Origin of the sequence: Streptomyces sp. NPDC032198 (genome assembly GCF_040636975.1) — a bacterium.
GTDB lineage: Bacteria > Actinomycetota > Actinomycetes > Streptomycetales > Streptomycetaceae > Streptomyces.
This window is the reverse complement of record NZ_JBEZVL010000020.1, coordinates 135,280-150,610: the sequence shown is the minus strand read 5'-3', so window position 1 is coordinate 150,610 and position 15,331 is coordinate 135,280. Positions and strand designations below refer to the sequence as shown.

Sequence of the window (15,331 nt, the reverse complement as noted above, 5' to 3'; positions counted from 1 at the left end):
AACGCCCGGTTACATTCCGAACCCGGAAGCTAAGCCTCACAGCGCCGATGGTACTGCAGGGGGGACCCTGTGGGAGAGTAGGACGCCGCCGAACTCATTTTATAGCCGTGGTCCCTGGACTTTATTGTCCAGGGACCACGGCTTTTTGCGTTTCCGGGCCTTTGTGGCTCCGCGCCACCCCTCTGCACCGCCGGCTGACAACTGACGGTAAGGTCAGGGGGCATCATCGGCTCATTTCCCACAGGAGGCCCCCGGGTGGAGGTCCAGGAGACTCGCGTCCAGACGGACCGGGTCCTCACCATCCCGAACGTGCTCAGCATGGCGCGTCTCGTTGGCGTCCCCCTCTTCCTGTGGTTGATCCTCAGGCCGGAGTTCGGCGGGCCCAAGAGCGACCACTGGGCGCTGCTGGTACTGATGCTGAGCGGCATCAGCGACTATCTCGACGGCAAGCTGGCACGCCGCTGGAACCAGATCAGCAACCTCGGGCGGTTGCTCGACCCGGCCGCTGACCGGCTCTATATCCTGTCGACATTGGTCGGGCTCACCTGGCGGGAGATCCTTCCGTTCTGGCTGACCGCGGCGCTGCTGCTGCGTGAGCTGATGCTGCTGGTGATGGTCTGGATCCTCAGGCGTCACGGCTATCCGCCGCCCCAGGTGAACTTCCTCGGCAAGGCGGCCACCTTCAACCTGATGTACGCCTTTCCACTACTGCTCCTCAGCGACGGAAGTGGCTGGATCAGCACACTCGCTGCTATTTTCGGATGGGCGTTCGCAGGATGGGGTACAAGTCTGTACTGGTGGGCAGGGATCCTCTACGTGGTCCAGGTCCGCCGCCTTGTCCGTGCGAACATCACGGCCGATTGAGCTTGCCGATTTGGCAGCTGTAGAGGCTTGCAGTCCCGTGAGAGGCATTCACGGGGCTATCTTGGCGGGCTAAGTCGGCTAGATCGTCGTCTAATGAGGAGGACGCTTCCGACATGAAGGCCGTCGTAATGGCCGGAGGCGAAGGCACGCGCCTTCGCCCTATGACCTCGAGCATGCCCAAGCCGCTCCTGCCTGTGGCCAACAGGCCCATCATGGAGCATGTGCTGCGGCTGCTCAAGAGGCATGGGCTCACCGAGACCGTAGTGACAGTCCAGTTCCTGGCCTCTCTGGTCAAGAATTACTTCGGCGATGGTGAAGAGCTCGGGATGGAGCTCACCTATGCCAATGAGGAGAAGCCACTCGGCACTGCCGGGAGTGTGAAGAACGCCGAGGAAGCATTGAAGGACGATGCGTTCCTCGTGATCTCCGGTGATGCACTGACCGACTTCGATCTCACCGAGCTGATCAACTTCCACAAGGAGAAGGGCGCGCTCGTCACCGTCTGCCTGACGCGCGTACCCAATCCGCTGGAATTCGGCATCACCATCGTGGACGAAGAAGGAAAGGTCGAACGCTTCCTGGAGAAGCCGACCTGGGGGCAAGTCTTCTCCGACACGGTGAACACGGGCATCTATGTCATGGAGCCCGAGGTCTTCGACTACGTCGACGCCGACGTGTCGGTGGACTGGTCCGGCGACGTCTTCCCCCAGCTCATGAAGGAAGGCAAGCCCATCTATGGGTACATCGCCGAGGGCTACTGGGAGGACGTCGGCACGCACGAGAGCTACGTCAAGGCTCAGGCCGACGTGCTGGAGCGCAAGGTCGACGTCGAGCTCGACGGCTTCGAGATCTCGCCCGGTGTGTGGGTTGCCGAAGGCGCCGAGGTGCACCCCGACGCCACATTGCGCGGGCCGCTCTACATCGGTGACTACGCCAAGGTCGAGGCCGGCGCCGAGATTCGTGAGCACACGGTCCTGGGATCGAACGTCGTCGTGAAGGCGGGCGCGTTTCTGCACAAGGCCGTCGTGCACGACAACGTCTACATCGGCCAGCACAGCAACCTGCGGGGCTGTGTCGTCGGGAGGAACACCGACATCATGCGGGCCTCCCGCATCGAGGACGGTGCCGTCATCGGCGACGAGTGCCTCGTCGGTGAGGAATCGATTATCCAGGGCAATGTCCGCGTCTATCCGTTCAAGACGATCGAGGCCGGCGCCTTCGTCAACACCTCGGTCATCTGGGAGTCGCGGGGCCAGGCCCATCTCTTCGGGGCACGTGGTGTCTCCGGGATCCTGAACGTGGAGATCACGCCGGAGCTCGCGGTGCGGCTCGCGGGGGCGTATGCCACGACCCTCAAGAAGGGCTCGACCGTCACCACGGCCCGTGACCACTCACGAGGCGCGCGGGCGCTGAAGCGAGCGGTGATCTCGGCGCTGCAGGCCAGCGCCATCGACGTACGGGACCTGGAGAACGTACCGCTGCCCGTGGCTCGGCAGCAGACGGCTCGGGGCAGTGCCGGCGGGATCATGATCCGGACGACGCCGGGGGTGCCTGACTCCGTCGACATCATGTTCTTCGACGGGCGTGGGGCCGACCTCTCGCAGGGGAGTCAGCGCAAGCTGGACCGGGTGTACGCACGCCAGGAGTACCGGCGGGCCTTCCCCGGGGAGATCGGGGACCTGCACTTCCCGTCCAGCGTCTTCGACTCCTACACGGGTTCGCTGCTGCGCAATGTCGACACCACAGGTGTGGCGGAGTCGAACCTGAAGGTCGTTGTCGACGCGTCCAACGGAAGCGCCGGTCTTGTGCTGCCGAGCCTCCTCGGGCGGCTCGGTGTCGACGCGCTGACCATCAATCCGGGGCTCGACGAGTCGCGTCCGACCGAGACCTATGAGACCCGCAGGTCGGGCCTGGTGCGGCTGGGCGAGATCGTGGCGTCCTCGCGTGCTGACTTCGGTGTCCGGTTCGACCCGGTGGGCGAGCGGCTTTCGCTCGTCGACGAGAAGGGGCGGATCATCGAGGACGACCGCGCGCTGCTCGTCATGCTCGACCTGGTCGCCGCGGAACGCCGCAGCGGTCGCGTCGCGCTGCCGGTCACGACGACGCGCATCGGCGAGCAGGTGGCCGCCTACCACGGGACGCAGGTCGACTGGACGACCACGTCGCCCGACGACCTGACGCGCGTGGGGCGTGACGAGTCGACCATCTTCGGTGGGGACGGCCGCGCCGGCTTCATCATTCCCGAGTTCAGCAGCGTCTTCGACGGTACGGCCGCCTTTGTGCGGCTCATCGGTCTGGTGGCGCGGACGCAGCTCACGCTGAGCCAGATCGACGCACGTATCCCGCGTGCCCATGTGCTGCGGCGTGACCTCGCGACGCCGTGGGCGGTCAAGGGGCTCGTGATGCGGACCGTGGTGGAGGCGGCCGGGGAGCGTTCGGTGGACACCACCGACGGTGTGCGGGTCGTGGAGTCCGACGGGCGGTGGGCGCTGGTGCTGCCCGACCCCGCGGAGGCCGTCACTCATCTGTGGGCCGAGGGACCCGACGACGCGTCCGCTCAGGCGTTGCTCGACGAGTGGTCCGCGGTGGTGGACAGCGCCGGTCGTTGACCGGTGGCACGGGCCGGACGGCACCCTTGACAGGTGCCGTCCGGCACGCCGGTGGGGCCATTCGGAGGTAACGCCCGCGACGTGCGACGATGTGCGGCATGCCGCAGCAGCCCCCCGTTCGGAGCACCCCCTCGCGCCCCCGGCGCCCGGATGCCTCCATGTCGCTGCTGAACACGGTCATGGACCACAGCCTGGACGAGGGATACGCCGAGGCGGCGGCCCGCAAGAAGGCCAACGGCGCCGGTGGAGTGCCGCGTCCGCTGCGGGCGAAGCTCGGTCTCGCCCTCGGGCTCGTGCTCGCGGCCCTGGTGGTGACGGTGGGTGCCGCGCAGGCGCGGATAGCGGCTCCGGTCGTCGCAAAAGAGCGCGCGGAGCTCATCGACCGGATCGAGTCGGCGACCTCGGACGCCGACGAGCTCGAAGGGGACGTCGAGACGCTCCGGGACGACGTGGGCGAGCGGCAGCGTGAGGCACTGAAGAAACACGGGGGCAGCCAGGGCGAGTTGGTGTCCCTGCTGTCGGGTGCGACCAAGATCCATGGGCCCGGCGTGAAACTTGTGGTGGACGACGCCAAGGAAGCCGACCAGGGCGGGGGCGGGCCGCGTGAGAGCGCGGGATTCTCCGACACGGGACGGGTCCGTGACCGTGACATGCAACGGGTCGTCAACGGCCTGTGGCAGTCCGGCGCGGAGGCGATCGCCATCAATGACCAGCGGCTGACGGCACTGTCGGCGATCAGGGCCGCGGGTGACGCGATACTGGTCGACAACAAGCCGCTCGTACCGCCGTATACGGTGCTTGCCGTAGGCGACGGACAGCGTTTGAGTACGCGATTCCAGAACAGTCGCGACGGTCAGTATCTGCATGCTCTGCAGGAGAACTTCGACGTCCGGACCAGCATTTCCGTCCAGGACGATGTCCTACTGCCGGCAGCACCGAGTGTGACCGTACGTACAGCAGAGCCGAAGGCAGGAAAGGGCACATCGTGATCGCCGTACTGGGCCTCGTCGTGGGAGTCGTGGCCGGATTGTTGGTCCGGCCCGAGGTTCCGGCCGTGGTCGAGCCGTACCTTCCGATCGCCGTGGTCGCGGCACTCGACGCGGTGTTCGGAGGTCTGCGCGCGATGCTCGACGGCATCTTCGACGACAAGGTCTTCGTGGTGTCGTTCCTCTCGAACGTGGTCGTCGCCGCCCTGATCGTTTTCCTGGGCGACAAGTTGGGCGTGGGCGCGCAGCTCTCCACCGGCGTCGTGGTGGTGCTCGGCATCCGGATCTTCTCCAACGCCGCCGCCATCCGCCGACACATCTTCAGGGCGTGACACCGATGGGTACGGACGAGACGCCCGGGGGCGACAGCCGGAGCAGGGAACTGCCCGCAGAGGTACGCGGCGTGTCCACCGGGCCCGGGGACGGCGCGTCGCCCGAGCCGGACGAGCGGCACGACGAGCCGCAGGGCGGGCAGGCGTCGCTCAGCGGCCGTCAGCGGCTGGCGGAGGGGCTGTGGCCGCCGCGCGTCACGCGCCCTCAACTCATCGTGGCCCTGCTGTTGTTCGTGCTGGGGCTCGGTCTCGCCATCCAGGTGCGCTCCAACAACGACAGCAGCGCGCTCCGCGGCGCACGTCAGGAAGATCTCGTACGCATCCTCGATGAACTGGATGACCGTACACAGCGTCTGGAAGGTGAGAAGCAGCGTCTCGAGGACCAGCGGACCGGGCTGGAGAACAGCTCGGACCAGGCCGAGGAGGCCCGCAAGCAGACGGTCGAGAAGGAGCGTCAACTCGGCATTCTGGCGGGCACCGTGGCCGCGCAGGGTCCTGGGATCACGCTGACCATTGATGACAAGAAGGGGTCGGTCGAGGCGGACATGCTGCTCGATGCCATTCAGGAGTTGCGTGCCGCGGGTGCCGAGGCCATCCAGATCAATGATGTACGCGTAGTGGCCAACACCTATCTGTCGGGTACGGACAGTGGTGGTGTCCGGGTGGACGGCCGCAAGGTCGGCAAGCCCTATCGGTTCAAGGTGATCGGCAAGCCGCAGGACCTCGAGCCGGCGCTGAACATCCCAGGTGGCGTGGTGCAGACTCTGGAGAAGGAGCAGGCCACCGTCACCGTGACGCGCGCGGAGAAGATCGTGGTGGACGCCTTGCGACCGGCGAAGCGGCCTGACTACGCTCGGTCGTCGTCCCAGTGAGGCGGGGGTGCATGGGGCCCGCCGGTCGAGGGCATGAGGTTGCGGGGGGTCGGCGCACTGTAAGCGTGGTGCGTGGTGGAAACTGTTTGGTGGGTGCGGACGTTGTGAGGATGTCTGTGCTGCCGATGTACGCCGGTGTGTGCAATCAGGGTTCGTCCTGCCCCACGGGCGGGTCTGTTTCGGTCAAGGGGAATCGCCCGTGAAGTTGTTTGCGAAGTTGTTCGGCAAGAGCGCACGTGAGGACAGTGGCAATCCCGCCACCGCCCGCCACCGTGCCCCGCGCCATGGAGATGCCGAGGACCAGGGCGCCGAGCGCCCGATGTTCCGTGATCAGGTCGGTGGGCCAGGCGGTGACATTTCGGGCGCGCAGGGCGCGTCGTCTGTTGACCCTGCCGGTCCGGGCCGCATAGGTTTCGGAGAACCGTCAACCTCAAGTACGGGTGGAGGGTTTACCCCCGGCCCGTACGCATCGAATGCCCCCGCGGGGCAGCCGCGGCAGGAGGATCCGTCCATGGCCCTGGTGTGTACGAGGTGCGGGAACCGTAACGCCGAGGCGAGCCGGTTCTGCTCCAACTGCGGCGCGCCGCTGCGGGCCGGGGCCGCGCCGGAGCGTCCGTCCGAGACGACCTCCACGATCTCCATCTCCGGCCTGGAGGCCTACGACGCGGAGGTGACGGGGCAGACCGCCTCGCCCGCCCTCTCGCCGGAGGCCCAGGCCGCCGTCGACGCACTGCCGCTCGGCTCCGCGCTCCTCGTGGTGCGCCGTGGACCGAACTCGGGCAGCCGCTTCCTTCTGGACGGCGAGCTGACCACGGCGGGGCGTCACCCGCAGAGCGACATCTTCCTGGACGACGTGACCGTCTCGCGTCGCCACGTGGAGTTCCGTCGCCTCGGTGACGGTTCCTTCACCGTCGCCGATGTGGGCAGCCTCAACGGCACGTACGTCAATCGGGAGCGCATCGACTCGGTCGCGCTGTCGAACGGCGACGAGGTGCAGATCGGCAAGTACCGGCTGGTCTTCTACGCGAGCCAGCGGGGCATCGGCATCTGATCCTCCCCCGGACTTCGTCCGGGGGGACCCCCAGGAAGGTCCATGCTTCAAACACCGAGTGGCGGTGCCGGGAACGGCACCGCCGCCGAGGACCGTCGGCTGATGAGCATCGGCGCGGTGCTGAACGCGCTGCGTGACGAGTTCCCCGAGGTCACGATCTCCAAGATCCGTTTTCTGGAGTCGGAAGGACTCATCGAGCCGGAGCGCACGCCGTCGGGCTACCGGAAATTCACCCCGGAGGACGTCGAGCGGCTCGGTCACGTCCTGCGGATGCAGCGGGACCACTATCTGCCGCTCAAGGTGATCCGGGAGCACCTGGACGCCATGGAGCGCGGTGAGCGGGTCTCCATGCCCTCTCTGGGACAGCCGCGCGAGCCCGGTGACGCCTGGGGCGTCAGTGATGCCGGGGAGCCCACTGCTGCCCGTGTGGGCCGTGCGGAGCTGCTGGCCGCCGCCGAGATCGACGCGGAGCAGCTCGCCGACTGGGAGACGTACGGACTCATCGTGCCCTTGCCGGACGGCGGTTATGACGCGGAGGCCGTGACGGTCGCCGCGCTCGTCGTCGAACTTGGGCGATTCGGTATCGAACCCAGGCATCTGCGCACCTTGAAGTCGGCGGCCGAGCGTGAGGCGGGCCTGGTCGACCAGGTCGTCGCGCCGCTGCGCCGGCACCGCAATCCGCAGACCAGAGCCCATGCGGAAGCCCGTACGAAGGAACTGGCGGGGCTGACCGGAAAGCTCCATTCTGCGCTGGTGCAGACCGCGCTCGGAGTGCGGTTGCCCTGACTCGGGGGGTGCCCGACTACCCAAACCGGCCGGGCACGTCCTAGGGTTGCTGTGTGAACGAGCTCGACGTCGTAGGTGTCCGGGTGGAAATGCCCTCCAACCAACCGATCGTGCTCCTGCGTGAAGTGGGAGGCGATCGATACCTCCCCATCTGGATCGGACCAGGGGAGGCGACCGCGATCGCCTTCGCACAGCAGGGGATGGCGCCCGCACGGCCGCTGACCCACGACCTGTTCAAGGACGTGCTGGAGGCGGTGGGTCAGGAGCTCACCGAAGTGCGCATCACGGACCTCCGAGAAGGGGTCTTCTACGCGGAGCTGGTCTTCGCCAGTGGAGTCGAGGTGAGCGCGAGGCCGTCCGACGCCATAGCGCTCGCACTGCGCACCGGAACGCCGATCTACGGCAGTGACGGTGTCCTGGACGACGCGGGCATCGCCATTCCGGACGAGCAGGAGGACGAGGTGGAGAAGTTCCGCGAGTTCCTCGACCAGATCTCGCCCGAGGACTTCGGTACCAACAGCCAGTAGGCCGTCGCTTCCCGAGGGTCCCGGCGGACCATTCGACTAGCCGTTCCCGGCGGCGCGGTACGGCAAACCACTCTTAGGGTGATTATCACTCGGCGTGCCGAGTGTGGCGATCGTTGACGAGCCCCTGGTGACTGCCTACCGTCGTGGAGGCAGGTCAAGGACGGAGGTCGGCGTGAGAAGCAGCGGCGACGGTACGGCGATGGGCGGTCCGTATCCGCTTCAGAGCAGCGCGGCCGGTCACTCTCCGAAGAGGCCGATGGCGGTTCAGGGGAGCGTTCAGGGGAGCGGGGACGCCACGTCCGGACAGTCCGAACAGGAACAGATCGGTTACCGCGGGCCGACCGCGTGCGCGGCCGCCGGCATCACGTACCGGCAGCTCGACTACTGGGCCCGTACGGGTCTCGTCGAGCCGAGTGTGCGGTCCGCGGGCGGGTCGGGGACCCAGCGGCTCTACAGCTTCCGGGACGTCGTCGTCCTGAAGATCGTGCGGCGGTTCCTCGACACCGGTGTGTCCCTGCAGAACATCCGGACCACGGTGCAGCACCTGCGGGACCGCGGTTTCCAGGACCTGGAGCGGATGACTCTCATGAGCGACGGCGCCACGGTCTACGAGTGCACGTCGCCCGACGAGGTCCACGACCTGCTCCAGGGCGGCCAGGGGGTCTTCGGGATCGCCGTGGGCGTCGTGTGGCGTGACGTGGAATCGGCGCTCTCGCAGCTGCACGGGGAGCGGATCGACACCGGGGAGACGCTGGTGCGGCAGAACCCCGCCGATGAGCTCGCGAGGCGGCGCAACAGGGCCGTGTGAGGCGGTCGCGGCCTGCGGGTGCGCGTGCCGTTTCAGGGGGCGTTGTCAGTGGCGTAGGGCAGCATCAGGGGTGTGAGAACCGCGCCCACGATTCTGCATCTGGACATGGATGCCTTCTACGCGTCCGCCGAGCAGGCCGCGAAGCCGAGTCTGCGCGGGAAAGCCGTGGTCGTGGGCGGTCTGGGGCCGCGGGGCGTGGTGGCGACGGCTTCGTACGAAGCGCGGAAGTTCGGTGTGCACTCGGCGATGCCCATGGGGCAGGCGCGGCGGCTGGCGCCCCATGCCGCCTATCTGGTGCCCCGCTTCGGGCTCTACCGCGAGATCAGCGACCAGGTGATGGCGCTGCTGCGGGAGCTTTCGCCGCTGGTGGAGCCGCTCAGCCTGGACGAGGCCTTCGTCGACCTGGAGGCGGGTGGCGTGGCCGACGACCAGGCGTCCGCGCTGGTGGTGGGCGAGCGGCTGCGCGCGGACATCAAGGCGGTGACGGGGCTCGCGGGGTCGGTCGGGCTCGCCGCGTGCAAGATGCTGGCGAAGATCGCCTCGGAGGAGGCCAAGCCCGATGGGCTGCGGCTGATAGTGCCCGGGACCGAGCGGGACCTGCTCGCGCCGATGTCGGTGCGGACGCTGCCCGGGGTCGGGCCCGCCACCGGGGATCATCTGCGGCGGGGCGGGATCACGACCGTGGGGGAGATCGCCGGCGCGGGCGAGGACGAGCTCGTACGGCTCCTGGGGAAGTCGCACGGGAGCGCGCTGTACCTGATGGCGCTGGCGCGGGACGAGCGGCCCGTGGTGGCGGAGCGGGAATCGAAGTCGGTCAGCGTCGAGGACACGTACGACGTGGACATCCATGACCGGGTACGGGTCAGGGGCGAGGTCGCGCGGCTCGCCGACCGGTGTGTGGAGCGGCTGCGGGCGGCGGGACACTCGGGGCGGACCATCGTCCTGAAGGTGCGGCGGTTCGACTTCTCCACGCTGACGCGTTCCGAGACGCTGCGTGGGCCGACGGACGACCCCGGGGTGGTGCGGGAGGCCGCCGCGCGGCTCCTCGAGTCCGTGGACACCACCGGGGGCGTGCGGCTCCTCGGTGTGGGCGTCACGGGGCTCGCCGACTACACGCAGGAGGACCTCTTCGCGCAGGCCCAGGCCCAGGCGCAGGCCGAGGCCGATGCCGAGGCCGTGGAGGCACTGGAGACGCAGCGGGAGGCGGCGCAGGAGGAGCGGGGCGGGGAGGCGGCGGCGGAGCCCGTGGGCGAGACGGTGGCGGAGCCGGTCGCGGCGGCCGAGCGGCGGTGGTCCGCCGGGCACGATGTGCGGCATGCCGAGTACGGGCACGGGTGGGTGCAGGGCAGCGGCCTGGGGCGGGTCACGGTCCGCTTCGAGACGCCCGAGTCGACGGTGCCGGGGCGGGTGCGGACGTTCCGTACGGATGATCCGGCGCTGGAGCCCGCGGAGCCCTTGCCGCTGGTGGCGGCTCCTGAGGCGCTGGAGCCGCGGTGATGGGGGTCTGTGGCACCTGGGGCCACCGGTACGGGCGGGGTGAGCGTCAGGGGCTCTCCTGGCCTGCGATGGTGCCGAAGTCCTTGTCGGGCGGCGGCGGTGACTGCGGGGGTGTGATGTCCAGGCCGTAGTGGTGGTAGAGCTGCAGTTCCTGTTCGGGGGAGAGGTGGCGGCCCACGCCGAAGTCGGGGGCGTCCTTGATCAGGGAGCGCTCGAAGGGGATGCGCAGGGTGCCGTCGCTCCTGAGCTCGCTGGGCTCGAGAGGGACGAACGCGTCCCGGCTGAACAGACCCGTGCGTATGGCCGCCCACTCCGGGGCGCCGGTGGCGTCGTCGAGATAGACCTCGTCGATCGTGCCGATCTTGGCCCCGGTCCGGTCGAACGCCTTGCGGCCGATCAAGTTGCGCGGATCGATATCGGTCTGCACGGTCCCTCCAACTGGTCGAGGCGTGTCGAAGTGGGGCGTAACTCATCCTCGTTCGTTCGTAATCACTACGAAAGAGCACTTCGGGGCAGGCGGCCACTCGAGGGATGGGCCGCGGTCCTCGCTGGTAGGCTGGCGCTTGGCTGCTGACCCCGTGCGGGAGAGCTCTCCGGTGGAGACACCGGAGGCGCCGAAGGAGCAACTCCTCCCCGGAATCTCTCAGGCCCCTGTACCGCACGGACGAGGTCACTCTGGAAAGTAGGGCGGGCGTCGGGCGGGCACGCTCGAATCCCTTCCTCACCGACGGTGAAAGCCGGTACGACGCCTCTCCTGGGGCGCGGACCGGTGAAACTCTCAGGTTGAGATGACAGAGGGGGAGGCCGTCCGGGTACCCGTGCCGTGGTGCCCCTCGCAGGTCGCGTCAGACCAGGAGGCCTCCGCAATGACCGCCACCCCTCGCATCCCGCTCTCCCAGCTCGAACAGGGCATTCCCTTCGAGCAGCGGCACATCGGTCCCGACGTCGAAGCACGGGCCAAGATGCTCGCGCAGGTCGGATACGGCTCGCTCGACGAGCTGACCGCCGCAGCCGTGCCGGATGTGATCAAGAACGCCGAGGCGCTGAACCTGCCGGGAGCGCGCACCGAGGCCGAGGTCCTCGCCGAGCTGCGTTCCCTCGCGGACCGTAACCAGGTGCTTGATTCCATGATCGGCCTCGGTTACTACGGGACGTTCACTCCGCCGGTGATCCTGCGGAACGTCATGGAGAACCCGGCGTGGTACACCGCTTACACGCCGTACCAGCCCGAGATCTCGCAGGGGCGCCTCGAGGCGCTGCTCAACTTCCAGACCGTCGTCGCCGAGCTGACCGGGCTGCCCACCTCCGGTGCCTCCCTGCTCGACGAGGGGACCGCGGCCGCCGAGGCCATGGCGCTCTCGCGCCGCATGGGCAAGGTCAAGAACGGTGTCTTCCTCGTCGACGCCGACGTGCTGCCGCAGACCATCGCCGTCATCCAGACCCGCGCCGAGCCGACCGGCGTCGAGGTCGTCGTCGCCGATCTGAGTGACGGCATCCCGGCCGAGGCCGCCGAGCGCGGTGTCGTCGGCGTACTGATCCAGTACCCCGGCGCCTCCGGTGCCGTACGCGACATCAAACCCCTCATCGAGCAGGCGCACGAGATCGGCGCCATAGTCTCCGTCGCCGCCGACCTGCTGGCCCTGACGCTGCTCACCTCGCCCGGTGAGCTCGGCGCCGACATCGCCGTCGGAACGACGCAGCGCTTCGGCGTCCCGATGGGCTTCGGCGGCCCGCACGCCGGTTACATGGCGGTGCGCGAGAAGTTCGCGCGCAGCCTGCCCGGACGGCTCGTCGGTGTCTCCGTGGACGCGGACGGCAACAAGGCCTACCGGCTCGCGCTGCAGACCCGTGAGCAGCACATCCGCCGTGAGAAGGCCACCAGCAACATCTGTACCGCTCAGGTGCTGCTCGCCGTGATGGCCGGAATGTACGCGGTCTACCACGGACCCGAGGGCCTCAGGTCCATCGCGCGGCGTACCCACCGCTACGCGACCGTGCTGGCCGCGGGGCTCACCGCCGGCGGGGTCGAGGTCGTGCACGGCGCGTACTTCGACACCCTGACCGTGCGGGTGCCCGGCAGGGCCGACGAGCTCGTCGCCGCGGCCCGTGAGGGTGGCGTCAACATCCACCAGATCGACGCCGACCACGTCTCCCTGGCCTGCGACGAGACCACCACGCGCAAGCAACTGACCGCGATCTGGGGCGCATTCGGGGTCGAGGCCGACATCGAGGCGCTCGACGCGGAGACCGCGGACACGCTCCCGGCGGGGCTGCTGCGTGACGACGAGTACCTGACGCACCCCGTCTTCCACCAGTACCGCTCCGAGACCGCGATGCTGCGCTACCTGCGCAAGCTGGCCGACCGTGACTACGCGCTCGACCGCGGCATGATCCCGCTGGGCTCCTGCACGATGAAGCTCAACGCGACCACGGAGATGGAGCCGGTCACCTGGCCCGAGTTCGGGCAGCTGCACCCCTTCGCCCCCGCCCAGCAGGCGCAGGGCTATCTGACGCTCATCCGTGAGCTGGAGGAGCGGCTCGCCGAGGTCACCGGCTACGACAAGGTCTCGCTGCAGCCGAACGCCGGTTCGCAGGGCGAGCTGGCCGGACTGCTGGCCGTGCGCGGCTACCACCGCGCCAACGGCGACGAGCAGCGCACCGTCTGCCTCATCCCGTCCTCCGCGCACGGCACCAACGCCGCGAGCGCCGTGATGGCCGGCATGAAGGTCGTCGTCGTGAAGACCAGCGACGACGGCGAGATCGACGTCGAGGACCTGCGCGCCAAGATCGAGAAGCACCGCGACGAGCTGTCCGTGCTCATGATCACCTACCCGTCCACGCACGGTGTGTTCGAGGAGCACGTCGCCGACATCTGCGCCTCCGTGCACGAGGCGGGCGGTCAGGTGTACGTCGACGGGGCGAACCTCAACGCCCTGGTGGGCCTCGCCCAGCCCGGCAAGTTCGGCGGCGACGTCTCGCACCTGAACCTGCACAAGACCTTCTGTATCCCGCACGGCGGCGGTGGCCCGGGCGTCGGTCCGGTCGGTGTGCGCGAGCACCTCGCGCCGTACCTGCCCAACCACCCGCTGCAGCCGGCCGCGGGCCCCGAGACGGGCGTCGGCCCGATCTCCGCCGCGCCGTGGGGCTCGGCCGGAATCCTGCCGATCTCCTGGGCGTACGTACGCCTCATGGGCGGCGAGGGCCTCAAGCGCGCCACGCAGGTCGCCGTGCTCTCCGCGAACTACATCGCCAAGCGCCTCGAGCCGCACTTCCCGGTGCTCTACACCGGTCCCGGCGGGCTCGTCGCGCACGAGTGCATCATCGATCTGCGGCCGATCAGCAAGGCGACCGGCGTCAGCGTCGACGACATCGCCAAGCGGCTCATCGACTACGGCTTCCACGCGCCGACCATGTCGTTCCCGGTCGCGGGGACGTTGATGATCGAACCGACCGAGAGCGAGGACCTGGTCGAGATCGACCGGTTCTGCGAGGCGATGATCGGCATTCGCGCGGAGATCGAGAAGGTCGGCGGCGAGTGGCCCGCCGAGGACAACCCGCTGCGCAACGCTCCGCACACCGCGGCCGCGCTCGGCGGCGACTGGGAGCACGCCTACAGCCGTGAGGAAGCCGTCTTCCCGGGCGGTGTCGTGCCCGCGGACAAGTACTGGCCGCCGGTGCGCCGCGTCGACCAGGCGTACGGCGACCGGAACCTGGTCTGCTCCTGCCCGCCGCTGGATGCGTACGAGGACTGATATCGGGTCCCGAACATGCGTGGGGGCCGGTCCGGAGGTGTGTCTCTCCGGGTCGGCCCCTTTGTTGTCCCTGCCGTGCTGCCGTCGCGTCAGGCGGCCGTCATGATCTTGTCCGTGCCCAGCGGTCGATGCGGGGCGATGATCTGGCCGTCCGGCAGCAACTCACCGGTGTCCTCGAAGAGGAGGACGCCGTTGCACAGCAGGCTCCAGCCCTGTTCCGGGTGGCTCGCCATGAGGAGCGCGGCTTCCCGGTCGGCGGAGTCGGCTGTCGGGCAGGGTGGTTGGTGCTGGCACATGGAAGGGTTCTTTCGCTGCGGTGTGATGGCTGTGACGTCTGCCTTGCGGCTCGATGCGGTGTTCATGGCCGCCCCCCGTGTAGTCGGTCCGGTCCCAGTGTTGCCCTACGGACGTCAATCCGCAGGGATTTAGCGGCAGCGCTCCTTACTGCTTAATGACGTATCACCCGCCCGGACGGTTCAGCCCAACTGCACTGTCTCTTCGGGTGGTTCGGGGTGGTCATACCGGGCTAGTCCGTATGGGCCCATGACGCGCCGAGCCCCGCGGCCGATGCGGCGGCGGGGCACGGGGACGTAGGGCGAGGTCAGGCGGGTGAGCCGAGCAGCGGCGCCGGGGTCATGCGGTGGGTGAGCACCTCCAGGAGCTCCGTGGCGCGGTGCGGGCGGTGTGCCGCGATGCCCGGGGGCGCGGGCGCCAGGGGTACGAGGACATCGGAGGGCGCGAGATTTCCGCCCGCGCCGTCCGCGGTGCAGTCGCCGTGCAACCAGAGTGTCAGCATGTAAAGCTCGGGTACGGACAACAGTCGTGGCTGGTATGGCATCGGCATCGCTTCGGCCTGACGGAGGGCGCGCTCGGTGGACGCTATGTACGGACCCTCGAAGAAGTGCGAGAAGGTCCATCCGTCGGGCGTCAGCATCGTGTCCGCCGCGGCGACGGCTCGCTCGCCGGCCCGGATCAGGAAGCGCCACCCGGCGAGCCGGGTGGGCGAGGCGCCCGACGGGGCGAGCCGGTCAAGTACGTGCACGGGCAAAGGAAGTTCGGGGCTTACGGGTCCCTGTGCGGCGCGCAGGGACGGAGTGCGGGCTTCGCGTACGGCGGTGGGTGAACCGAGTGCCGCGAGGACGCTGCGCAGGGCGGGCGCGGGAGCCGGGGGGACTTGCAGCGGCATGGTGGGTCGCCTCTCTCATTCGACAGGCACGGTGGAACGAGGACAGGTGCGGACGTCGCTG

At 68.6% G+C, this 15,331-nt stretch carries 14 protein-coding genes, 1 rRNA gene and 1 riboswitch; of the genes, 12 read left to right on the top strand and 3 right to left on the bottom strand.

The annotated features are described in order from the left end of the window. The 11 genes from rrf to AB0E78_RS38990 form a co-directional block, all read left to right on the top strand. Positions 1 to 94: ribosomal RNA gene (rrf, locus tag AB0E78_RS39040) — 5S ribosomal RNA — on the top strand; the annotation flags it as partial. 161 nt (positions 95 to 255) lie between these two features. After that, the gene (locus AB0E78_RS39035; protein WP_361843564.1) at positions 256 to 864 is read left to right on the top strand and encodes a CDP-alcohol phosphatidyltransferase family protein; all 609 of its coding nucleotides are present in this window, start codon (positions 256 to 258) and stop codon (positions 862 to 864) included. A 113-nt stretch (positions 865 to 977) separates the two neighbouring features. Beyond that, complete coding sequence (locus AB0E78_RS39030; protein WP_361843562.1) at positions 978 to 3,473, top strand: mannose-1-phosphate guanyltransferase; 2,496 nt, start codon at positions 978 to 980, stop codon at positions 3,471 to 3,473. 89 nt (positions 3,474 to 3,562) lie between these two features. Continuing rightward, the gene (locus tag AB0E78_RS39025; RefSeq protein ID WP_361843559.1) at positions 3,563 to 4,462 is read left to right on the top strand and encodes a DUF881 domain-containing protein; all 900 of its coding nucleotides are present in this window, start codon (positions 3,563 to 3,565) and stop codon (positions 4,460 to 4,462) included. Further along, entirely contained in the window at positions 4,459 to 4,791 is a 333-nt protein-coding gene (locus AB0E78_RS39020; RefSeq protein ID WP_030794354.1) for a small basic family protein, read from the top strand. The genes AB0E78_RS39025 and AB0E78_RS39020 overlap by 4 nt, the downstream gene beginning before the upstream one ends. 5 nt (positions 4,792 to 4,796) lie before the next feature. Then, positions 4,797 to 5,663: a DUF881 domain-containing protein gene (locus tag AB0E78_RS39015; protein ID WP_361843556.1), complete on the top strand. Its 867-nt coding sequence runs from the start codon at positions 4,797 to 4,799 to the stop codon at positions 5,661 to 5,663. 82 nt (positions 5,664 to 5,745) lie between these two features. Further along, the gene (locus tag AB0E78_RS39010) at positions 5,746 to 6,714 is read left to right on the top strand and encodes an FHA domain-containing protein (RefSeq protein ID WP_361843585.1); all 969 of its coding nucleotides are present in this window, start codon (positions 5,746 to 5,748) and stop codon (positions 6,712 to 6,714) included. Positions 6,715 to 6,756: 42 nt separating this feature from the next. After that, on the top strand, positions 6,757 to 7,500 hold the full coding sequence (locus tag AB0E78_RS39005) for a MerR family transcriptional regulator (RefSeq protein ID WP_361843554.1): 744 nt from the start codon (positions 6,757 to 6,759) through the stop codon (positions 7,498 to 7,500). A gap of 53 nt (positions 7,501 to 7,553) precedes the next feature. Further along, positions 7,554 to 8,027: a bifunctional nuclease family protein gene (locus AB0E78_RS39000; RefSeq protein WP_006123076.1), complete on the top strand. Its 474-nt coding sequence runs from the start codon at positions 7,554 to 7,556 to the stop codon at positions 8,025 to 8,027. Positions 8,028 to 8,199: 172 nt separating this feature from the next. Continuing rightward, positions 8,200 to 8,835 (top strand): MerR family transcriptional regulator, encoded by a 636-nt coding sequence (locus AB0E78_RS38995; protein ID WP_361843551.1) that lies wholly within the window; start codon positions 8,200 to 8,202, stop codon positions 8,833 to 8,835. 72 nt (positions 8,836 to 8,907) lie between these two features. Then, positions 8,908 to 10,332 carry a DNA polymerase IV gene (locus AB0E78_RS38990; RefSeq protein WP_361843549.1) on the top strand — a complete coding sequence of 475 codons (1,425 nt, stop codon included), beginning with the start codon at positions 8,908 to 8,910 and terminating at the stop codon, positions 10,330 to 10,332. 46 nt (positions 10,333 to 10,378) lie between these two features. Here AB0E78_RS38990 and AB0E78_RS38985 read toward each other — a convergent pair whose 3' ends face one another. After that, a complete protein-coding gene (locus AB0E78_RS38985; protein WP_361843546.1) occupies positions 10,379 to 10,759 on the bottom strand; it encodes a PRC-barrel domain-containing protein in 381 nt (126 codons plus the stop codon). A gap of 144 nt (positions 10,760 to 10,903) precedes the next feature. Then, a riboswitch (glycine riboswitch) is annotated at positions 10,904 to 11,001 on the top strand. Between the two features lie 197 nt (positions 11,002 to 11,198). On the opposite strand from AB0E78_RS38985, the gene gcvP reads away from it, so the two are divergent. Next, positions 11,199 to 14,084: an aminomethyl-transferring glycine dehydrogenase gene (gene gcvP / locus AB0E78_RS38980; RefSeq protein ID WP_361843543.1), complete on the top strand. Its 2,886-nt coding sequence runs from the start codon at positions 11,199 to 11,201 to the stop codon at positions 14,082 to 14,084. Positions 14,085 to 14,173: 89 nt separating this feature from the next. On the opposite strand, the gene AB0E78_RS38975 is transcribed toward gcvP, so the two are convergent. Continuing rightward, the gene (locus AB0E78_RS38975) at positions 14,174 to 14,380 is read right to left on the bottom strand and encodes a DUF5999 family protein (protein ID WP_361843540.1); all 207 of its coding nucleotides are present in this window, start codon (positions 14,378 to 14,380) and stop codon (positions 14,174 to 14,176) included. A 305-nt stretch (positions 14,381 to 14,685) separates the two neighbouring features. Continuing rightward, complete coding sequence (locus AB0E78_RS38970; RefSeq protein WP_361843538.1) at positions 14,686 to 15,270, bottom strand: hypothetical protein; 585 nt, start codon at positions 15,268 to 15,270, stop codon at positions 14,686 to 14,688. Positions 15,271 to 15,331: the final 61 nt, after the last annotated feature.